General features: G+C 44.5%; 17 protein-coding genes. 13 read left to right on the top strand and 4 right to left on the bottom strand.

Going from position 1 to position 15,045, the window contains the following annotated elements; all coding sequences use genetic code 11:
* The 13 genes from KIV41_RS08850 to KIV41_RS08790 all read left to right on the top strand — a co-directional run.
* A partial coding sequence (locus KIV41_RS08850; RefSeq protein ID WP_285336104.1) for a chemotaxis protein CheW occupies nt 1-883 on the top strand: 883 nt, incomplete at its 5' end.
* A 36-nt stretch (nt 884-919) separates the two neighbouring features.
* Nucleotides 920-1,414 carry a chemotaxis protein CheW gene (locus KIV41_RS08845; protein ID WP_010449585.1) on the top strand — a complete coding sequence of 165 codons (495 nt, stop codon included), beginning with the start codon at nt 920-922 and terminating at the stop codon, nt 1,412-1,414.
* Complete coding sequence (locus tag KIV41_RS08840; RefSeq protein WP_285336103.1) at nt 1,414-1,905, top strand: DUF2802 domain-containing protein; 492 nt, start codon at nt 1,414-1,416, stop codon at nt 1,903-1,905. Before KIV41_RS08845 ends, KIV41_RS08840 begins: the two co-directional genes overlap by 1 nt.
* A gap of 196 nt (nt 1,906-2,101) precedes the next feature.
* Complete coding sequence (gene ccmA, locus KIV41_RS08835) at nt 2,102-2,719, top strand: cytochrome c biogenesis heme-transporting ATPase CcmA (protein ID WP_010449583.1); 618 nt, start codon at nt 2,102-2,104, stop codon at nt 2,717-2,719.
* 1 nt (nt 2,720) lies between these two features.
* Nucleotides 2,721-3,389 carry a heme exporter protein CcmB gene (gene ccmB / locus KIV41_RS08830; protein ID WP_285336102.1) on the top strand — a complete coding sequence of 223 codons (669 nt, stop codon included), beginning with the start codon at nt 2,721-2,723 and terminating at the stop codon, nt 3,387-3,389.
* A 108-nt stretch (nt 3,390-3,497) separates the two neighbouring features.
* Nucleotides 3,498-4,241, top strand: coding sequence for a heme ABC transporter permease (locus tag KIV41_RS08825; RefSeq protein ID WP_285336101.1), 744 nt, complete (start codon nt 3,498-3,500; stop codon nt 4,239-4,241).
* A gap of 11 nt (nt 4,242-4,252) precedes the next feature.
* Nucleotides 4,253-4,459, top strand: coding sequence for a heme exporter protein CcmD (ccmD, locus tag KIV41_RS08820; RefSeq protein WP_010449579.1), 207 nt, complete (start codon nt 4,253-4,255; stop codon nt 4,457-4,459).
* A complete protein-coding gene (ccmE, locus tag KIV41_RS08815; protein ID WP_010449578.1) occupies nt 4,456-4,941 on the top strand; it encodes a cytochrome c maturation protein CcmE in 486 nt (161 codons plus the stop codon). The genes ccmD and ccmE overlap by 4 nt, the downstream gene beginning before the upstream one ends.
* Nucleotides 4,938-6,920, top strand: coding sequence for a heme lyase CcmF/NrfE family subunit (locus KIV41_RS08810; RefSeq protein ID WP_143692788.1), 1,983 nt, complete (start codon nt 4,938-4,940; stop codon nt 6,918-6,920). Before ccmE ends, KIV41_RS08810 begins: the two co-directional genes overlap by 4 nt.
* Nucleotide 6,921: 1 nt before the next feature.
* Nucleotides 6,922-7,476: a DsbE family thiol:disulfide interchange protein gene (locus KIV41_RS08805; RefSeq protein WP_045390048.1), complete on the top strand. Its 555-nt coding sequence runs from the start codon at nt 6,922-6,924 to the stop codon at nt 7,474-7,476.
* Nucleotides 7,473-7,958, top strand: a complete 486-nt coding sequence (locus KIV41_RS08800; protein ID WP_285336100.1) for a cytochrome c-type biogenesis protein — start codon at nt 7,473-7,475, stop codon at nt 7,956-7,958. The genes KIV41_RS08805 and KIV41_RS08800 overlap by 4 nt, the downstream gene beginning before the upstream one ends.
* Nucleotides 7,958-9,175 carry a c-type cytochrome biogenesis protein CcmI gene (gene ccmI / locus KIV41_RS08795; protein WP_045390054.1) on the top strand — a complete coding sequence of 406 codons (1,218 nt, stop codon included), beginning with the start codon at nt 7,958-7,960 and terminating at the stop codon, nt 9,173-9,175. The genes KIV41_RS08800 and ccmI overlap by 1 nt, the downstream gene beginning before the upstream one ends.
* Nucleotides 9,176-9,378: 203 nt before the next feature.
* On the top strand, nt 9,379-10,158 hold the full coding sequence (locus tag KIV41_RS08790) for a VacJ family lipoprotein (protein WP_285336099.1): 780 nt from the start codon (nt 9,379-9,381) through the stop codon (nt 10,156-10,158).
* Between the two features lie 94 nt (nt 10,159-10,252).
* Here KIV41_RS08790 and KIV41_RS08785 read toward each other — a convergent pair whose 3' ends face one another.
* The 4 genes from KIV41_RS08785 to KIV41_RS08770 all read right to left on the bottom strand — a co-directional run bounded on the left by KIV41_RS08785 (nt 10,253) and on the right by KIV41_RS08770 (nt 14,712).
* Entirely contained in the window at nt 10,253-11,566 is a 1,314-nt protein-coding gene (locus KIV41_RS08785; RefSeq protein ID WP_285336098.1) for an outer membrane protein transport protein, read from the bottom strand.
* A 309-nt stretch (nt 11,567-11,875) separates the two neighbouring features.
* Entirely contained in the window at nt 11,876-13,138 is a 1,263-nt protein-coding gene (locus KIV41_RS08780) for an outer membrane protein transport protein (RefSeq protein ID WP_045390063.1), read from the bottom strand.
* Between the two features lie 298 nt (nt 13,139-13,436).
* On the bottom strand, nt 13,437-14,171 hold the full coding sequence (locus tag KIV41_RS08775; RefSeq protein WP_285336097.1) for a DUF3379 domain-containing protein: 735 nt from the start codon (nt 14,169-14,171) through the stop codon (nt 13,437-13,439).
* Nucleotides 14,164-14,712: a sigma-70 family RNA polymerase sigma factor gene (locus tag KIV41_RS08770; protein ID WP_020197092.1), complete on the bottom strand. Its 549-nt coding sequence runs from the start codon at nt 14,710-14,712 to the stop codon at nt 14,164-14,166. The genes KIV41_RS08775 and KIV41_RS08770 overlap by 8 nt, the downstream gene beginning before the upstream one ends.
* Nucleotides 14,713-15,045 lie beyond the last annotated feature (333 nt).

Raw genomic sequence — 15,045 nt, 5'->3', positions numbered from 1 at the left:
GCCAGAGCCAGAGCCAGAGCTGAAGCTTGAATATTCACAACCAGAATCTTATCAATACCATGAGGTATATTCTCCAGAGCTAGAAGCACCAAATCTTGAGGATGTACAAAGACTTCTTAGTCAGCTTGAGTCGACGAATGTGGTCGCAGAGCTGGATATTGACGATATTCTGGAACAGAACACGATTGATATTGCATCTGAGACTAAGCACCAAGAGGTTGAAGTTGAGGTTGCAGAACAAGTCGTGGTTGAAGAAGAAATTCAAGAATGGACCATCGAAGAGCCTTCTGTATCAGACAGTGTTCTTGAAACGGTCGCCATTGAGCCTGTAGAAGAGATTGTTGAACCGATTGTTGATACAGACTTAGAGGTGGAAGTCGAGCTCGATACTCAAGCTGGCCCTGAGCCATCAAGAGAGTGGGAGAGTACGCAGCGAAGTGAAGATTTTCAGGTTCTGTACTTTGATGTCAATGGTGTCACTTTTGCGGTTCCTCTGGATGAGCTCGGTGGAATACACAGAATTGCTGAATTGAACCATTTGATTGGTCGCCCGGATTGGTATTTGGGCCTTCAAACCAGCAGAGAGAATCAATACGACGTTGTCGATACCGCTAAATGGGTGATGCCCGATAAGCTTTCGAGCGACGAATACAAAGATAGCTACGAATATGTAGTGATGCTTGGTGAAAGTATGTGGGGGCTGGCAAGTAATCAATTACTTGGCACCGAAACACTAAATGTGGACAAAGTGCGCTGGCGTGAACAAGCAGGCAAGAGACCTTGGCTTGCTGGCATGGTTAAAGAAAAAATGTGTGCTTTAATTCATGTCCATGCACTAATTGGCATGCTAAACGCTGGTTTAGATGTAAAATCACTAAAATAGAATTGTGGTCGGGAACGACATAAACGAGGATTTACTATGTCTCAAGCTTTTGAAGTAGAAGTGAAGAAAGATACATCGAATGACGAAGTTCTTCAGTGGGTGACGTTCCAACTAGAAGAAGAAACTTACGGCATCAATGTAATGCAAGTTCGTGAAGTGCTTCGCTACACTGAAATTGCACCAGTTCCAGGTGCGCCAGATTACGTTCTAGGTATTATCAACCTACGTGGTAATGTGGTTACCGTTATTGATACGCGTTCGCGCTTTGGCCTAATGGAAGGCGAAGTAACAGATAACACTCGTATCATCGTGATTGAATCAGAACGTCAAGTTATTGGTATTCTTGTAGATAGCGTAGCAGAAGTTGTTTACCTACGTTCGTCAGAGATCGACACTACGCCTTCAGTAGGTACTGATGAAAGTGCTAAGTTCATCCAAGGTGTGAGCAACCGTGATGGTAAGTTGCTAATCCTAGTTGATTTGAACAAGCTACTAAGCGAAGACGAATGGGATGAGATGGCTCACCTATAATGATTGAAGACTCCTTCCTTTCAGCCCCGCTTATTATTGGTGGGGTTGTCTTTATTGTCTTAGTCTTGCTGTTATCGGTTGCACGGATACGCTCTGGATTGCAAAAGCAATTGGATAAGCAGCGTGCTCAGTATCGCCATGCAGAGAAAGAGACTCAAAAACTCAATAAACAGCTATTGGAAGTTCGTTCGGTTGTCATTGGATTAGGGCAAAAAGTTTCCGAGCAGCAAGATATCATCCAGCATTTAAGCGAGCGCATACATGAACTTGAGCATGCGGATACAGACGGACGTTTGTATAGCCGAGCAACAAAAATGGTTCAATTGGGTGCTGATATCAATGAGCTGATCGAAGAGTGCGAACTACCAAAAGCAGAGGCGGAATTGATGCTCTCTTTACAGAAGAAGCTTGCAGGTAAGGAAAAAATTCCACCTTTAAGTGGGCACCCTTCTGATGAGCATCGACACCCCTCGCGAGGAAGACGTCGATAAACAAAACTTAGGAGCTTCGGCTCCTTTTTTATTTTTAAAATAAAAGCTTATAACCAGTTATAGTTAATTTTATTAAAATGTGACAGTAAGTTAACAAAAACTCACGAACTTACATACATCATCGCTTTCTTATCCTGTTTTGTCACAACTAAGCTGTGTTAATATAGCGGCTCGTTCATTTTTTAGTTGAAGCCCTATGTTAGAAGTCTCTAACCTAACTGCGATCCGTGATGAAAGGGTCCTGTTTGAAAACCTGCAATTCGAAATTAGACCTGGTGAATTGGTCCAAATTGAAGGACGTAACGGCACCGGAAAAACGACATTGCTACGTATTGTCACTGGGTTAGGTGATAGAGACGAAGGTATCATTAAATGGAAGGGAGAAGAGGTTGAGAAATCTCGTGATGTTTTCCATCAAGATTTACTTTTCTTAGGGCATCAAACAGGTGTTAAACGTGAACTGACCGCGTTTGAAAACCTGCGCTTTTACCAATCTATCCATAACAATCGTTCCTCTAACGAAGATATCTTTGCTGCGCTCACTCAAGTGGGGCTCGCGGGCAGAGAAGACGTGCCTGTTGCACAGCTTTCTGCTGGACAGCAGCGTCGTGTTGCGTTGGCACGGCTGTGGTTAAGTAATCAAATCTTATGGATTCTGGACGAGCCTCTTACTGCAATCGATAAGCAAGGCGTTAAAGTGCTCGAGTCTCTATTCGCAAGTCATGCAGACAACGGCGGGATCGTGATCTTAACCACGCACCAAGACATGTTTGCAGACAGCCCGAAACTTAGAAAAATAAAACTGGGTGATTGATATGATTTCGGCCATGACTACCATTATCCGCCGCGAGCTTTTGATTGCATTTCGCCGTCAAGCGGACATCTTGAACCCGTTGTGGTTCTTCATCATCGTGATCACACTTTTCCCTCTCAGCATTGGTCCTGAGCCTAATTTGTTAGCACGTATTGCAGCTGGCATTGTTTGGGTTGCTGCACTGCTGTCTGCCTTATTATCATTAGAGCGTTTATTCCGTGATGATTATCAAGATGGCGCGCTTGAGCAAATGATGCTGATGCCAATTCCATTGCAACTTGTTGTGATTTCAAAGGTCATAGCTCACTGGTTACTGACGGGATTGCCTCTGATTTTAATCAGCCCTTTATTGGCGGTTCTGCTTTCTCTTGATTTTAATACTTGGCTATCGATTGTTCTGACATTAATTATCGGTACTCCGACGCTGAGTTTTATTGGTGCTATTGGCGTAGCACTGACGGTTGGGTTGCAAAAAGGCGGCGTTCTTTTGAGTTTGCTCATTCTTCCGCTCTACATCCCGATTCTGATTTTCGCAACGTCCGCAATTGATGCTGCGGCATTAGGTATGTCGTATAACGGACAACTGGCAATTTTAGGCGCAATGCTGATGGGAGCGTTGACTCTTACGCCATTCGCCATCAGCGCAGCATTGCGAGTTAGTGTTAACTAACTCAATAAAAGCATTTTAAGCGACGTTTGATCAAAGAATTATTATTAAAGCACTGCTACGGTCTCGGCCGTCTCGACAGTGTCCCTGAAGTAAGAGTGAGAACTTAACATGTGGAAATGGCTACATCCTTACGCCAAGCCAGAAGCAGCCTATCACCTTAGTGGTAAACTGCTCCCTTGGTTTGCAGCATTGGCCCTCGTATGCTTATCGGTTGGTACCGTTTGGGGCCTTGCCTTTGCGCCTTCGGACTACCAACAAGGTGATAGTTTCCGAATCATCTACATCCACGTACCTTCGGCTATTTGGTCGATGGGTGTGTACATGTCTATGGCTATCGCCGCATTTATCGGTTTAGTGTGGCAGGTTCGCCTTTCAGATATGGCTGCACTTGCAATGGCTCCAATTGGTGCAGTATTTACCTTTATTGCCCTACTAACAGGGGCCGTTTGGGGTAAACCAATGTGGGGCACTTGGTGGGTATGGGATGCACGCCTAACTTCAGAGCTTATTCTTCTATTCCTTTACCTTGGCGTTATAGCGTTGTACCACGCGTTTGACGATCAGAAAACAGCAGCGAAAGCAGCCGGCATTTTGGCTATCGTGGGTGTTGTTAACCTACCAATCATTCACTTCTCAGTAGAATGGTGGAACACGTTACACCAAGGCGCGACTATTACTAAATTTGAAAAACCATCCATCTCATCCAACATGCTTTGGCCATTATTGCTAAACATCTGTGGTTTTGCGTTCTTCTTTGGCGCCGTCACGATGGTGCGCTTCCGTAACGAAATTATCAGCAAAGAGAGTCACCGCCCTTGGGTGCGCAAGCTCGCGACTGAAAAAACTCAGTGAGGTAATTGATTATGCATTTTGAATCTCTGAGCGAACTATTTGCCATGGGTGGTTACGCAGCTTATGTATGGAGCGCGTTTGGTATTACATTTTTATCTATGCTTATTCTTCTGATTTCAAGCATCCGCCGTGGGGATGCACTGTTGAAAGAGGTGAAAGCGAAAATTGATCGTCAATCGCGTATCGACGCGGCGAAGAATATGGAGAACACGTTATGAACCCGAGACGTAAAAAGAGGCTAGGCATCGTTTTAGCGATCTTTATCGGTATTAGTGCCACCATCGGTTTGATGCTTTATGCGCTCAACCAAAATATGGATCTATTCTACACGCCGACGGAATTGGTGAACGGTAAACCTGATGGTACGAAGCCAGAAGTTGGTCAGCGCCTTCGAATTGGCGGTATGGTCGTTGAAGGTTCGGTACGCCGAGATCCTGAATCGCTAAAAGTACGTTTTGACCTACATGACGTTGGCCCTAAAGTAACCATCGTTTATGAAGGTATTCTTCCGGATTTGTTCCGAGAAGGGCAAGGTATTGTTGCTCAAGGCGTACTTGAAGATGCGACTACCGTGAAAGCTTTCGAGGTTCTAGCGAAACACGATGAAGAGTACATGCCACCTGAAATTGCGGAAGCAATGAAGAAAACACATGAACCTTTGCAGTACACCACTGAACAAAAACAAGGAAGCGACCAATGATTGCAGAAATCGGTCACTTTGCCCTCATACTCTCGCTTGCGATGGCGGTGCTCCTAAGTGTGTTGCCATTATGGGGCGCATCAAATAACAACACTATGCTGATGAACACAGCACGACCGCTTTCATGGTCGATGTTTATCATGTTGTTTTTCTCATTTGCGATTTTGTGTTGGGGTTTTTATACCAACGACTTCACGCTGCAATACGTAGCAAGTAACTCAAACAGCCAATTACCTTGGTACTACCGTTTGACGGCAGTTTGGGGGGCGCACGAAGGTTCATTATTGCTTTGGGTGCTTATCCAAGCCGCATGGACAGTTGCTGTGGCGACTTTTAGCCGTGGCATGCCACAAGAATCTGTGGCACGTGTACTTGCTGTAATGGGTATGATCTCAGTAGGCTTCTTACTGTTTATCATTCTTACTTCAAACCCATTCCTACGTACACTGCCATTCTTCCCGGTAGATGGTCGTGATTTGAACCCACTTCTTCAAGACCCGGGTTTGATCGTTCACCCACCAATGCTTTACATGGGTTACGTAGGTTTCTCGGTTGCATTCTCGTTTGCGATTGCGTCTTTAATGACAGGTCGTCTTGATACGGCTTGGGCTCGTTGGTCTCGTCCTTGGACAACGGCAGCTTGGGTATTCCTAACACTAGGTATTGCACTAGGCTCTTGGTGGGCTTACTACGAGCTTGGCTGGGGCGGCTGGTGGTTCTGGGATCCAGTAGAAAACGCATCATTCATGCCTTGGCTGGCGGGTACAGCATTAATGCACTCTCTAGCGGTAACGGAAAAACGCGGTACATTTAAAGCGTGGACAGTACTTCTAGCGATCTCAGCATTCTCATTAAGTTTGCTAGGCACTTTCTTGGTTCGTTCCGGTATCTTGGTATCGGTACACGCGTTCGCGTCTGATCCATCTCGCGGCATGTTTATCCTAGGTTTCCTAGTCTTTGTAATCGGTGGCTCACTCCTGCTATTCGCTGTGAAAGGGGCAGCGGTTCGCGTACGTGGTAATTTTGATTTGGTGTCGCGTGAGAACGCGCTACTTGCTAACAACGTTCTTCTGATTGCTGCGCTAGTCGTAGTATTGGTTGGTACCTTGTTGCCATTGGTTCACAAACAAATTGGTCTTGGTTCAGTATCTATCGGTGCACCATTCTTCGACATGCTGTTCGCATGGTTGATGATGCCGTTTGCCTTCCTATTAGGCATTGGTCCTATGATTCGTTGGAAGCGCGACAATCTATCTAAGCTTATTAAGCCAATGATTGTTTCTGGTGTGCTTGCTTTCGCATTGGCTGCCGTGTGCGTGTTCCTGTTCGCTGACTTCTTCTCAGTGATGGCTTACGTCGGTTGGGTGATGGCAATCTGGATCATCGCAATGCATGGCTTTGAGTTGTACGAGCGTGCTACGCACCGTCATAGCTTCGGCGAAGGTGTTCGTAAACTTCAACGTAGCCACTGGGCAATGATGCTGGGTCACATTGGTCTTGCGGTTACCGTGATTGGTATTGCAATGGTGCAAAACTACAGCATCGAACGTGATGTACGCTTGGCACCTGGTGAGCACTTTAAGATTTACGGTTACGATTTCTACTTCTCAGGCCTACGTGACAAAGATGGTCCAAACTACGATGGTTACATCGCGGACTTCGAAATCACCAATGATGGTAAGTATGTGAACACACTACACGCTGAGAAACGTTTCTACCGCACGGCGAAGTCAATGATGACAGAAGCGGCAATCGACCGTGGTATCACTCGCGATCTATACATCGCAATGGGTGAGCGCCTAGACGACAACCGTTCTTGGGCAGTACGTATTTACTACAAACCATTCGTTCGTTGGATCTGGGCTGGTTCATTGATCATGTCTTTGGGTGGTGCACTGGCTATCTCTGATAGACGTTACCGCTTCCGAAAAACGGCTAAGAAAGACGAAAAGTCAAAGCTAGCGGAGAAGGAGGCATAAAATGAATAAGAAAGTCTTATTTATCCCGTTGGTCGCTTTCATGGTGTTGGCGGGTATCTTTGCAACTCAGTTAGTTCGCAACCAAGAAGGTGACGATCCAACTAAGCTCGAATCTGTATTAGTGGGTAAACCTGTTCCTGAGTTTCACTTAGAAGATCTCGCGGAACCAGGCAAGCAATACGATCAGTCTATTTTCAAAGGCGAACCTTTGCTGCTGAACGTTTGGGCGACGTGGTGTCCGACTTGTTATGCTGAGCACAAATACCTAAACGAATTGGCTGGTAAAGGCGTTAAGATCATCGGTATGAACTACAAAGATGATCGTAACAAAGCCATCGGTTGGTTGAATGACCTTGGTAACCCATACCTGATCAGCTTGTTTGATGGTAGTGGTATGCTAGGTCTAGACCTAGGTGTATACGGCGCTCCTGAAACGTTCATTATCGATGCAAATGGTGTGATTCGTTACCGCCATGTCGGTGATGTAAACCCACGTAACTGGGCGGAGACATTAGAACCGCTTTACACCAAGTTGGTAGAGGAGGCGAAGCAATGAGAAAGTTAATTCTAGCCGCTTTCGCTGCCTTGACGTTTTCTCTTGCTGCCCATGCAGCGATTGAAGTGTATGAGTTTGATAACCTAGATCAGGAACAACAGTTCAAAGAACTTGGTCATACTCTGCGTTGTCCAAAATGTCAGAACAACACAATCTCTGATTCGAATGCGGAATTGGCTCAAGACCTACGCCACAAAGTGTACGAAATGACCAAAGAAGGTAAGTCGAAAGATGAGATTGTGGATTACATGATTGCTCGTTATGGTAATTTCGTGACTTACAATCCTCCGTTTACTTTTGCGACTGCAATTCTGTGGCTAGGGCCGCTAGCAGTGGTACTAGGTGGCTTTGGTTTGATCGTGCTACGTAGCCGAAAATCAAAAGCGAAAGCCGTACAAGCTAATGATGAGCAATGGAACGCGGATAAAGAAGCGCGCCTTAAATCACTGCTTGATGACGAGAACAACGGAGATAAGAAGTAATGACACTATTTTGGATTTCTACCGTTGTTCTAACGCTGATAGCGTGTGCGTTAGTTGCACTACCATTGCTTAAGCAAAAAGCCAACAACGATGAAGTGTTACGTGATGAACTCAACAAGGCGTTCTATAAAGACCGCCTTTCTGAACTTGCTGAAGAAACAGATGAAGGTCTGGTTGAGAGTCAAGATGATCTGATTTCAGATCTAAAACAATCTCTTCTGGATGACATTCCAGGAGAAAAAACGCAGAAAGAAACCAAGGTTTCCCCGATTGCCGTCCTGATTCCATCTGTGATTCTGACTGTAGCTCTGAGTTATGGTTTGTACTACAAGTTTGGTGCTTCTCAAGATGTGGTGCAGTGGCAAGAGGTGACATCTAACCTTCCTGAACTTTCTAAAAAGTTGATGTCTGCTTCATCTGAGCCATTAAGTGATGATGAAATGGCTGATTTATCTTTGGCGCTTCGTACTCGTCTACACTACCAGCCAGAAGACTCAACAGGTTGGTTGCTATTAGGCCGTATCGCGCTGGCTAATCGCGATGTAACAACTTCAATTGATGCAATGGAAAAAGCGTACAAGCTAGAGCCAAATGATCCTGATGTCCAACTTGGTTACGCACAAGCTCTAATGCTTTCTCAAGACGACATGGATCAGGCGACAGCGCGTTCGCTGCTAGGTAAGTTGATGCAGCAAGATTACGTCGATCTACGTGTATTCTCGCTACTTGCATTTGATGCATTCGAACGTCAAGATTTCCCAGCGGCAATTAAGTACTGGGGTATCATGCAACAAATGATTGGTCCAGAAGACAGCCGTTATGAAATGCTGGGACGCAGCATTGAAAGTGCGCGTAAGCAAATGGGCGAAGCGGTGTCACCAGATAAGAGTGTGGCCGTTACCATCAATGTTGCACCTGACGTACAGCTGGATCCAAATGCGGTATTGATTGTATCGGTTCATCGTGCAGATGGCTCTCCAATGCCAGTTGCTGCGGCTCGTTACCCATTGGGTACATTCCCTCGCACCGTTGTATTGGACGATGGCAATGCAATGATGGACGGTCAAAAGCTTTCTTCACTGGATAAATTGATCGTACGTGTTCGCGTTGACTCTGACGGTAATGTAGCAACACGTGACCAAGATTGGCACGGTGAGAGCGCTGTTGTTGATTTCGGTCAGCCAGTTGAAGTGATAATTGATAAGCAGTATCAATAAGCATAATCGTCTTTGATATTTGACACTTAGTGATTGCCATCTCAGTTTTGTGGTATGACTAGCAACTATCGAGTAGAATTATAAAGGCCAGCAATTGCTGGCCTTTATTGTTTATATACCAAAGCAACTTTTTATACACATTTCTTCTTGTATGATTCACTTAAGGTTATTTTGGTATAGCAATAGTTCGTATGGAACAAATAATGTATAACAAGGGTAAATCTTTCTTCTTGCTGCTCTTTACCACTAGCCTAGTTGGTTGTTCTTCTGCTCCAGAAGAGAATGCAAGAGAGAAAATTGACACGAATAGCTCAGTATCAAATGTCTATGACCCACTCGAAGGGTTTAACCGTTCGATGTGGGAGATTAACTATGACTACCTAGATCCTTACTTGGTCCGCCCAATATCAATTGCGTATGTCGATTACACGCCGGTACCTATTCGTTCTGGTATCGCGAATGTGTTGGCTAACTTAGATGAGCCATCAAGTGTAGTAAACAACCTTATTATGGGTAACAGTACAAAAGCGGTGGAACATTTTAATCGTTTTTGGATTAACTCGACATTTGGTATTTTCGGATTATTTGATATTGCGACAGCTGCTGGGATCACTAAGCATGATAACAAAGAGTTTAGCAGTGCGTTAGGGCACTATGGGCTCGGCAATGGCCCATATTTTATGGTTCCTGGATATGGTCCTTATACTCTACGCGAAGTTACAGATACCGTCGATGGTCTATATGTGCCACTTTCTTACTTGAACTTCTGGGCAGGTTTAGGCAAGTGGGCACTTGAGGGCATGGAAAAACGTGCACTATTGGTTCCGCAAGAAGCACAACTGGAAACGTCACCTGATCCATACGTGTTAACACGAGATGTCTACCTACAGCGTCTAGATTTCAAAGCAGAAATCCACAACACTGATGAAGTGGACGAAGACGAAGAGGCATACTTGGATGAGTATTTGGAAGAAGACTTCTAAACGCTTCAGTAAGTCGCAAAGCAAAAAGGCTTGGTTTTCACCAAGCCTTTCTTTTTTATCGGTAACTTTCGTTTATCGATAAATAGCGTTCAAATTAGAACTTGTAGTTCGCTTGAACACCAATTAGCCAAACGTTACCAGTTACTTCACCTTCAAATGTTCCACCGAAAGCTGCAGCAGCATTGTCAGAAGCATCACGAGGCTCACTGATAGGTGCGTCTTTTGCGAAAATGTATGTGAAGCCAGCATCTAATGTCAGGTTCTTAGACCACTCATAACCAGCACCAACACTTAGCCATAGACGGTCAGTCTCTGGAATTGTCGTCGTACGGTACTTGTCATCAACAGCTGACATGTCGTACGCAACACCTGAACGCAGTGTCCATTTTTGATCTAGTTTGTAAGTTGTACCTACAGCAAAGCGGTAGTTATCTTCCCATTTTTCAGTTTTTACTAGTTGATCGGCATTACCACCAAACTCAGGAATATTTGCAACTAGTTCTTTAAAGCTGCTCCAATCTGTCCAGTTAATGCTTGCGTGTACTGCTAGTTGGTCATTTAATTGGTGGAAACTTGCTAGTTCTGCAGTTGCAGGAAGCGCTAACTCCATAGAACCGTTGTAACGCGGTTTAGCGACAGGAGCCACAAGGTCGAACCCTAAACCTTCTGCATGCCCTTCAAGGTTTAGCTCAACTTCAGATTTGTAAGCAAAGCCAATGCGGTTATCTTCGTTGATTTGCCATGCAGCACCAACTTGCCAACCCCAAGCTTTGTCATCACCTTCCATGTATTTAAGTGTTTTGCCGGCATATGGACCCATATGAGGAGGCATTACCGCACCAATACTGCCGTCAGCGATAACGTAACGAACACCACCACCAATGCTAAATGCTTCGCTTAGCTTGTATGCCGCGTTTAGGTTCGCTTCCATTGACGTTACGCTCGCTTCGTTACCGAAGTTCGCTGCAGCAAAGTCTTTACCTAAGTTAGTTTCCATGCCGTAGTTCGTACCGAACGCAAGACCAATAGCAAACTTTTCATTGTATTGGTGAGACAGGTAGAAGTTCGGAATGATGGCATCATGAGCAAAGTCTTTTGAAGATGCAGAGTGATAGATTGGCTGGCCAGTAATTGGGCTCTTAGCAGTTGTCGTGCCATTAACATCAATGTTTGGGTTTACATAGATAGCGCCAACAGACACTTGGGTACCTTCTAGGTAAGTTAGCATTGCTGGGTTACGCCATTGTGAACTTGCGTTATCAGCCATTGCTGCTTCGCCAGCGTATGCACGGCCCAGGCCTGTTGCTGAGTACTCTGCAAGCTGGAAGCCTGCTGCGTTTGCAACACCTGATGTGCTCAATAGGCCAAATGCCACTGCTGCTGAAAGGAGAGTCTTGTTGGTTTTCATTGTAATGTTCGCTGAGTTATTTATAACGTGGGGCGAAAGTTTACGACTAGAGTTATTACTTTAAAAACGAAAATCCAATAAAACAGTGTTTTTGGGCTAAATTTCTAAAAAATAACCATTTTGTAGCATCTTTATCTGACTGTAACTGCTGTGTGAATAAAACTCAGCGAACAACTGTGAGTTATAATGGTGTCTTAGGGGTACAGTTGTGCGCTTAAATACGGGGAGTTATCTGGAATAGATAAGAAAAAAGGCTGGAATTCCAGCCTTTTACATAGAGAGTGATTATATTAGTTCGTCGCTTACTGCTTAGAAGCTGCGGCTGTATTGTAAGCCGAATAGAATCGCGTCCGCATGGGTTGTCGCTGATAGCGATGAGATGTTTGCAGGTCCTGTTAATGGGTTTCCTGGAACATGCATTGGATTCGGTGTTGACTCGTTTACATCTACATCTTTACCCATTAGGTAAGTAAAGCCAAAGTCTACGTTTGACTTATTATCGATGTGGTATGTGAAGCCTGCTGAGAACCATTGACGGTCTGAATCAGGAACCGATACAGAAGTTAGGGAATCTTGTGCGCTTGTGTCGTACATGTAACCTGTACGAAGCGTCCAATCGCTGTTTAGGTAGTAAGTACCACCAATTGCGTAGTGCCAACCATCTTGCCATTGGTATTGCTTATCGTAGCTTGAACCAAGTGGTGAGCCCTGAAGGTTGCGGAATTCGATCTGATCAAAGGCGCTCCAGCCGATGTACTGAACAGAATAGTGTACGGCAAACTTAGTGTCGGTAATTTTATGGTAGCCAGAGAACTCTGCCATATCTGGTAGAGGAAGTGTGATTTTCTGACCTTTGTCGTCTTTTGCTTCCATCTCTGGGCTGTAGCGGTAAGACAAACCAAAACGGTTGTCTTCGTCTAACTCGTAAACCGTACCTACGTTAAAGCCTACTGCCCAACCATCAGCTTTATCAACATCCACTAGAGTACCTAGCATGCCATGTTCGCGCTTCATTGTACCTTGGCCATAGATAAGGTCTAGACCAGCACCAAAGCTCCATTGATCATTTAGACGGTAAGAGCCTGCAACGCCGAGGTTTGCACTTTTAACGTCAGTCAGGCCGCCGTACTCTTTTGCTACAAAGCTGTCATCAAACTCAGTCTTGGTACCAAAGTTAGAGTAAGCATTTACACCCCAAGCAAATTTGTCATTTACAGGAACGATTAGGTGGATATTGGGTGCAATAGAAGTGTCACCTGCATCGTCGTAGTTTGAAGATGTACCTAGTGGGGCAGTTAAACCGCGGTAAGTTGCATCTTTTACTTCAATCATTGAAGTAATGCTTTCAAAACCTACCGACAGTTCCATTGTGTCAAATAGAGCCATTGCTGCAGGGTTACGAGCCATTACAGATGCGTTATCTGCAATTACCGCATCACCTGCGAATGCACGACCGATACCTGTCGCTGATTGTGCGTTTAGCTGGAAACCAGCTGCCATTGCTTGGCCTGATGCCATTGCAACCGTTACTGCTAGGAGAGTCTTTTTAAACAGACGCGTGTTCTGAGTCATTTTTTATTCCTTATTAGTTTCGTCTCTTTGGACGATAAGTTGAGCTTTTGCTCAGTGGCGCAGATAGTAGTATTAAGAGTGGACCATACAAATCCGACCATTGGATAAATTTGAATAAAAATTGCAGAAATGATGTCTAAATGTCGGGAAATTGCACCTAAAGTGCATAATTTAGAGTTTTGACTCTAAACTCAATAGGTGGGGTGAATGTTTTGCTTTGAATTTATAAACAAAAAGCCACCAAATTTCGAAATTTAGCGGCTTTTTACTGTTTAGTATTGTGGTTTCGATGATGTTCTTACATTGGTTCCATCATAGGAGCGAGTTTCGCTGCGATGGCTTCAACGTCTTCACCGCTGTTACCAACAAGAATCATACTTGCTTTACCTACGGGTTTCACAACGCCACTCATACCATCTTTATCAAAGTCGACTTTCTGATCACTCTTCACGTCAGTAACAAACATGGTTACTTTGCCTTCTTTTCCTTGGAAGACCATATGAAGGGCATTGTTCGACTCACCAAAGCCACAATGATTCAGGTAGTAGACGTGGTAAGGAAAGTCGCCATTGATTTGATAATGGAAAGGCATCATCTTGGCGTTTACTTGCCTATTAGAAACATTCTCGTCTAATTGGTTAACGAACTCTTTCTCAGCCACGACGTGTTTCATGGCGGTATCAGCTAGGCTCGCTTGCGCTGGAGAAACAATGACATTACCCCAGTTGATTTGACCTACAAGTAGACCAGCAGTAAACGCAACCGATGCCGCCAGTGCCATCGCTTTGCGAGCAAAATTCGGTCTTACCACTTTGTCGTCATCTAGCGCGTTTGACGTTTGGCTAAACAGAATTTTGTCGGCAAGGTCTTCAGGCACATCCACATTCATGGCTTGCTTGATTTTAAGGTCGAGATCCAAAACGTCATCAACAAACTTGCTGTTAGCATCGTTCTCAGCTAAAGCTCGCAGAATCTCTTCATCCTTCTGTTTTGGATCCGACAAAATACGACGACGAAATTCTAAATCATCCATTTTTTTGTCCTCTCTGAGTATCTTGAGAATCCAACATCTCTTTTAATTGATTTCGGGCACGGAATAGGCGCGTCATTACTGTGTTCTTGTTTAAATCAAGAATGTCACCGATTTCTTCTCCACTGAAACCGCCTACAACTTGAAGAAATAAAGGTTCACGGTATTCGACGTCGAGCTTCATGATCTGAGCTTGCAGCCATTCCTGTTGATGATGTGGGTCATCGCTGACTTTAGCATCATTGCCGTAGTCATCGATATCAACCAAATCAAATTGTTTACGCTCGAAGCGGCGTGCGTTTTCTCGTCTTAATATGGTAATAAGCCAAGATTTTGCAGCCTTTTCATCTTGAAGACTATCCAGCGACTTCCATGCACGCAGACAGGTCTCTTGAACCAAATCTTCTGCAACCGCCTTATCCTTGCACAACCAGTAAGCGTAGCGATACAAGTCTCTGTGATAGCCCCGAACAAGAGCTTCGTATTTTCTTTGTCTGTCCATATCAGAGTTGACCGGACTGTTGGAATTTTTCTTTCCAAACATTTTAAATATTGCCACAGGAGCCTCCGTCTTGCTCTGTGAGGTCTTAAATACCAAAGTGACTACATATCAATGTAGCTTAGCAGCATAAATTACTAATCTTATAGTCAGTTGCTTACCGAGAGCGATGACGATTTGTCTTTATTGTTTTTTATGATGTCGCTTATCAGCTCGATACCGTTCAAATACTCTTTTTGATCTTTGAGTGAACAGGAATATATAAAAACACCATAAAAATTGATCTATTTCAAAATCTCATACACTGAAGGGGCTATAGTACATCTTGTCATCTAGTTAGTCATTGCGACTAACATGTTGAGCAAGATGACACTTCCT

Origin of the sequence: Vibrio sp. D401a, assembly GCF_030248515.1 — a bacterium.
GTDB classification, from domain to species: domain Bacteria; phylum Pseudomonadota; class Gammaproteobacteria; order Enterobacterales; family Vibrionaceae; genus Vibrio; species Vibrio rotiferianus.
The sequence above is the reverse complement of the archived record's forward strand: the minus strand, read 5'-3'. Positions and strand labels throughout refer to the sequence as shown.

What these genes read in the sequence shown, in the direction of transcription:
- KIV41_RS08845 (WP_010449585.1), top strand. Translation starts at nt 920, where the DNA reads ATGTCTCAAGCTTTTGAAGTAGAAGTGAAGAAAGATACATCGAATGAC.
- KIV41_RS08840 (WP_285336103.1), top strand. Translation starts at nt 1,414, where the DNA reads ATGATTGAAGACTCCTTCCTTTCAGCCCCGCTTATTATTGGTGGGGTT.
- ccmA (WP_010449583.1), top strand. Translation starts at nt 2,102, where the DNA reads ATGTTAGAAGTCTCTAACCTAACTGCGATCCGTGATGAAAGGGTCCTG.
- ccmB (WP_285336102.1), top strand. Translation starts at nt 2,721, where the DNA reads ATGATTTCGGCCATGACTACCATTATCCGCCGCGAGCTTTTGATTGCA.
- KIV41_RS08825 (WP_285336101.1), top strand. Translation starts at nt 3,498, where the DNA reads ATGTGGAAATGGCTACATCCTTACGCCAAGCCAGAAGCAGCCTATCAC.
- ccmD (WP_010449579.1), top strand. Translation starts at nt 4,253, where the DNA reads ATGCATTTTGAATCTCTGAGCGAACTATTTGCCATGGGTGGTTACGCA.
- ccmE (WP_010449578.1), top strand. Translation starts at nt 4,456, where the DNA reads ATGAACCCGAGACGTAAAAAGAGGCTAGGCATCGTTTTAGCGATCTTT.
- KIV41_RS08810 (WP_143692788.1), top strand. Translation starts at nt 4,938, where the DNA reads ATGATTGCAGAAATCGGTCACTTTGCCCTCATACTCTCGCTTGCGATG.
- KIV41_RS08805 (WP_045390048.1), top strand. Translation starts at nt 6,922, where the DNA reads ATGAATAAGAAAGTCTTATTTATCCCGTTGGTCGCTTTCATGGTGTTG.
- KIV41_RS08800 (WP_285336100.1), top strand. Translation starts at nt 7,473, where the DNA reads ATGAGAAAGTTAATTCTAGCCGCTTTCGCTGCCTTGACGTTTTCTCTT.
- ccmI (WP_045390054.1), top strand. Translation starts at nt 7,958, where the DNA reads ATGACACTATTTTGGATTTCTACCGTTGTTCTAACGCTGATAGCGTGT.
- KIV41_RS08790 (WP_285336099.1), top strand. Translation starts at nt 9,379, where the DNA reads ATGTATAACAAGGGTAAATCTTTCTTCTTGCTGCTCTTTACCACTAGC.
- KIV41_RS08785 (WP_285336098.1), bottom strand. Translation starts at nt 11,566, where the DNA reads ATGAAAACCAACAAGACTCTCCTTTCAGCAGCAGTGGCATTTGGCCTA.
- KIV41_RS08780 (WP_045390063.1), bottom strand. Translation starts at nt 13,138, where the DNA reads ATGACTCAGAACACGCGTCTGTTTAAAAAGACTCTCCTAGCAGTAACG.
- KIV41_RS08775 (WP_285336097.1), bottom strand. Translation starts at nt 14,171, where the DNA reads ATGGATGATTTAGAATTTCGTCGTCGTATTTTGTCGGATCCAAAACAG.
- KIV41_RS08770 (WP_020197092.1), bottom strand. Translation starts at nt 14,712, where the DNA reads ATGTTTGGAAAGAAAAATTCCAACAGTCCGGTCAACTCTGATATGGAC.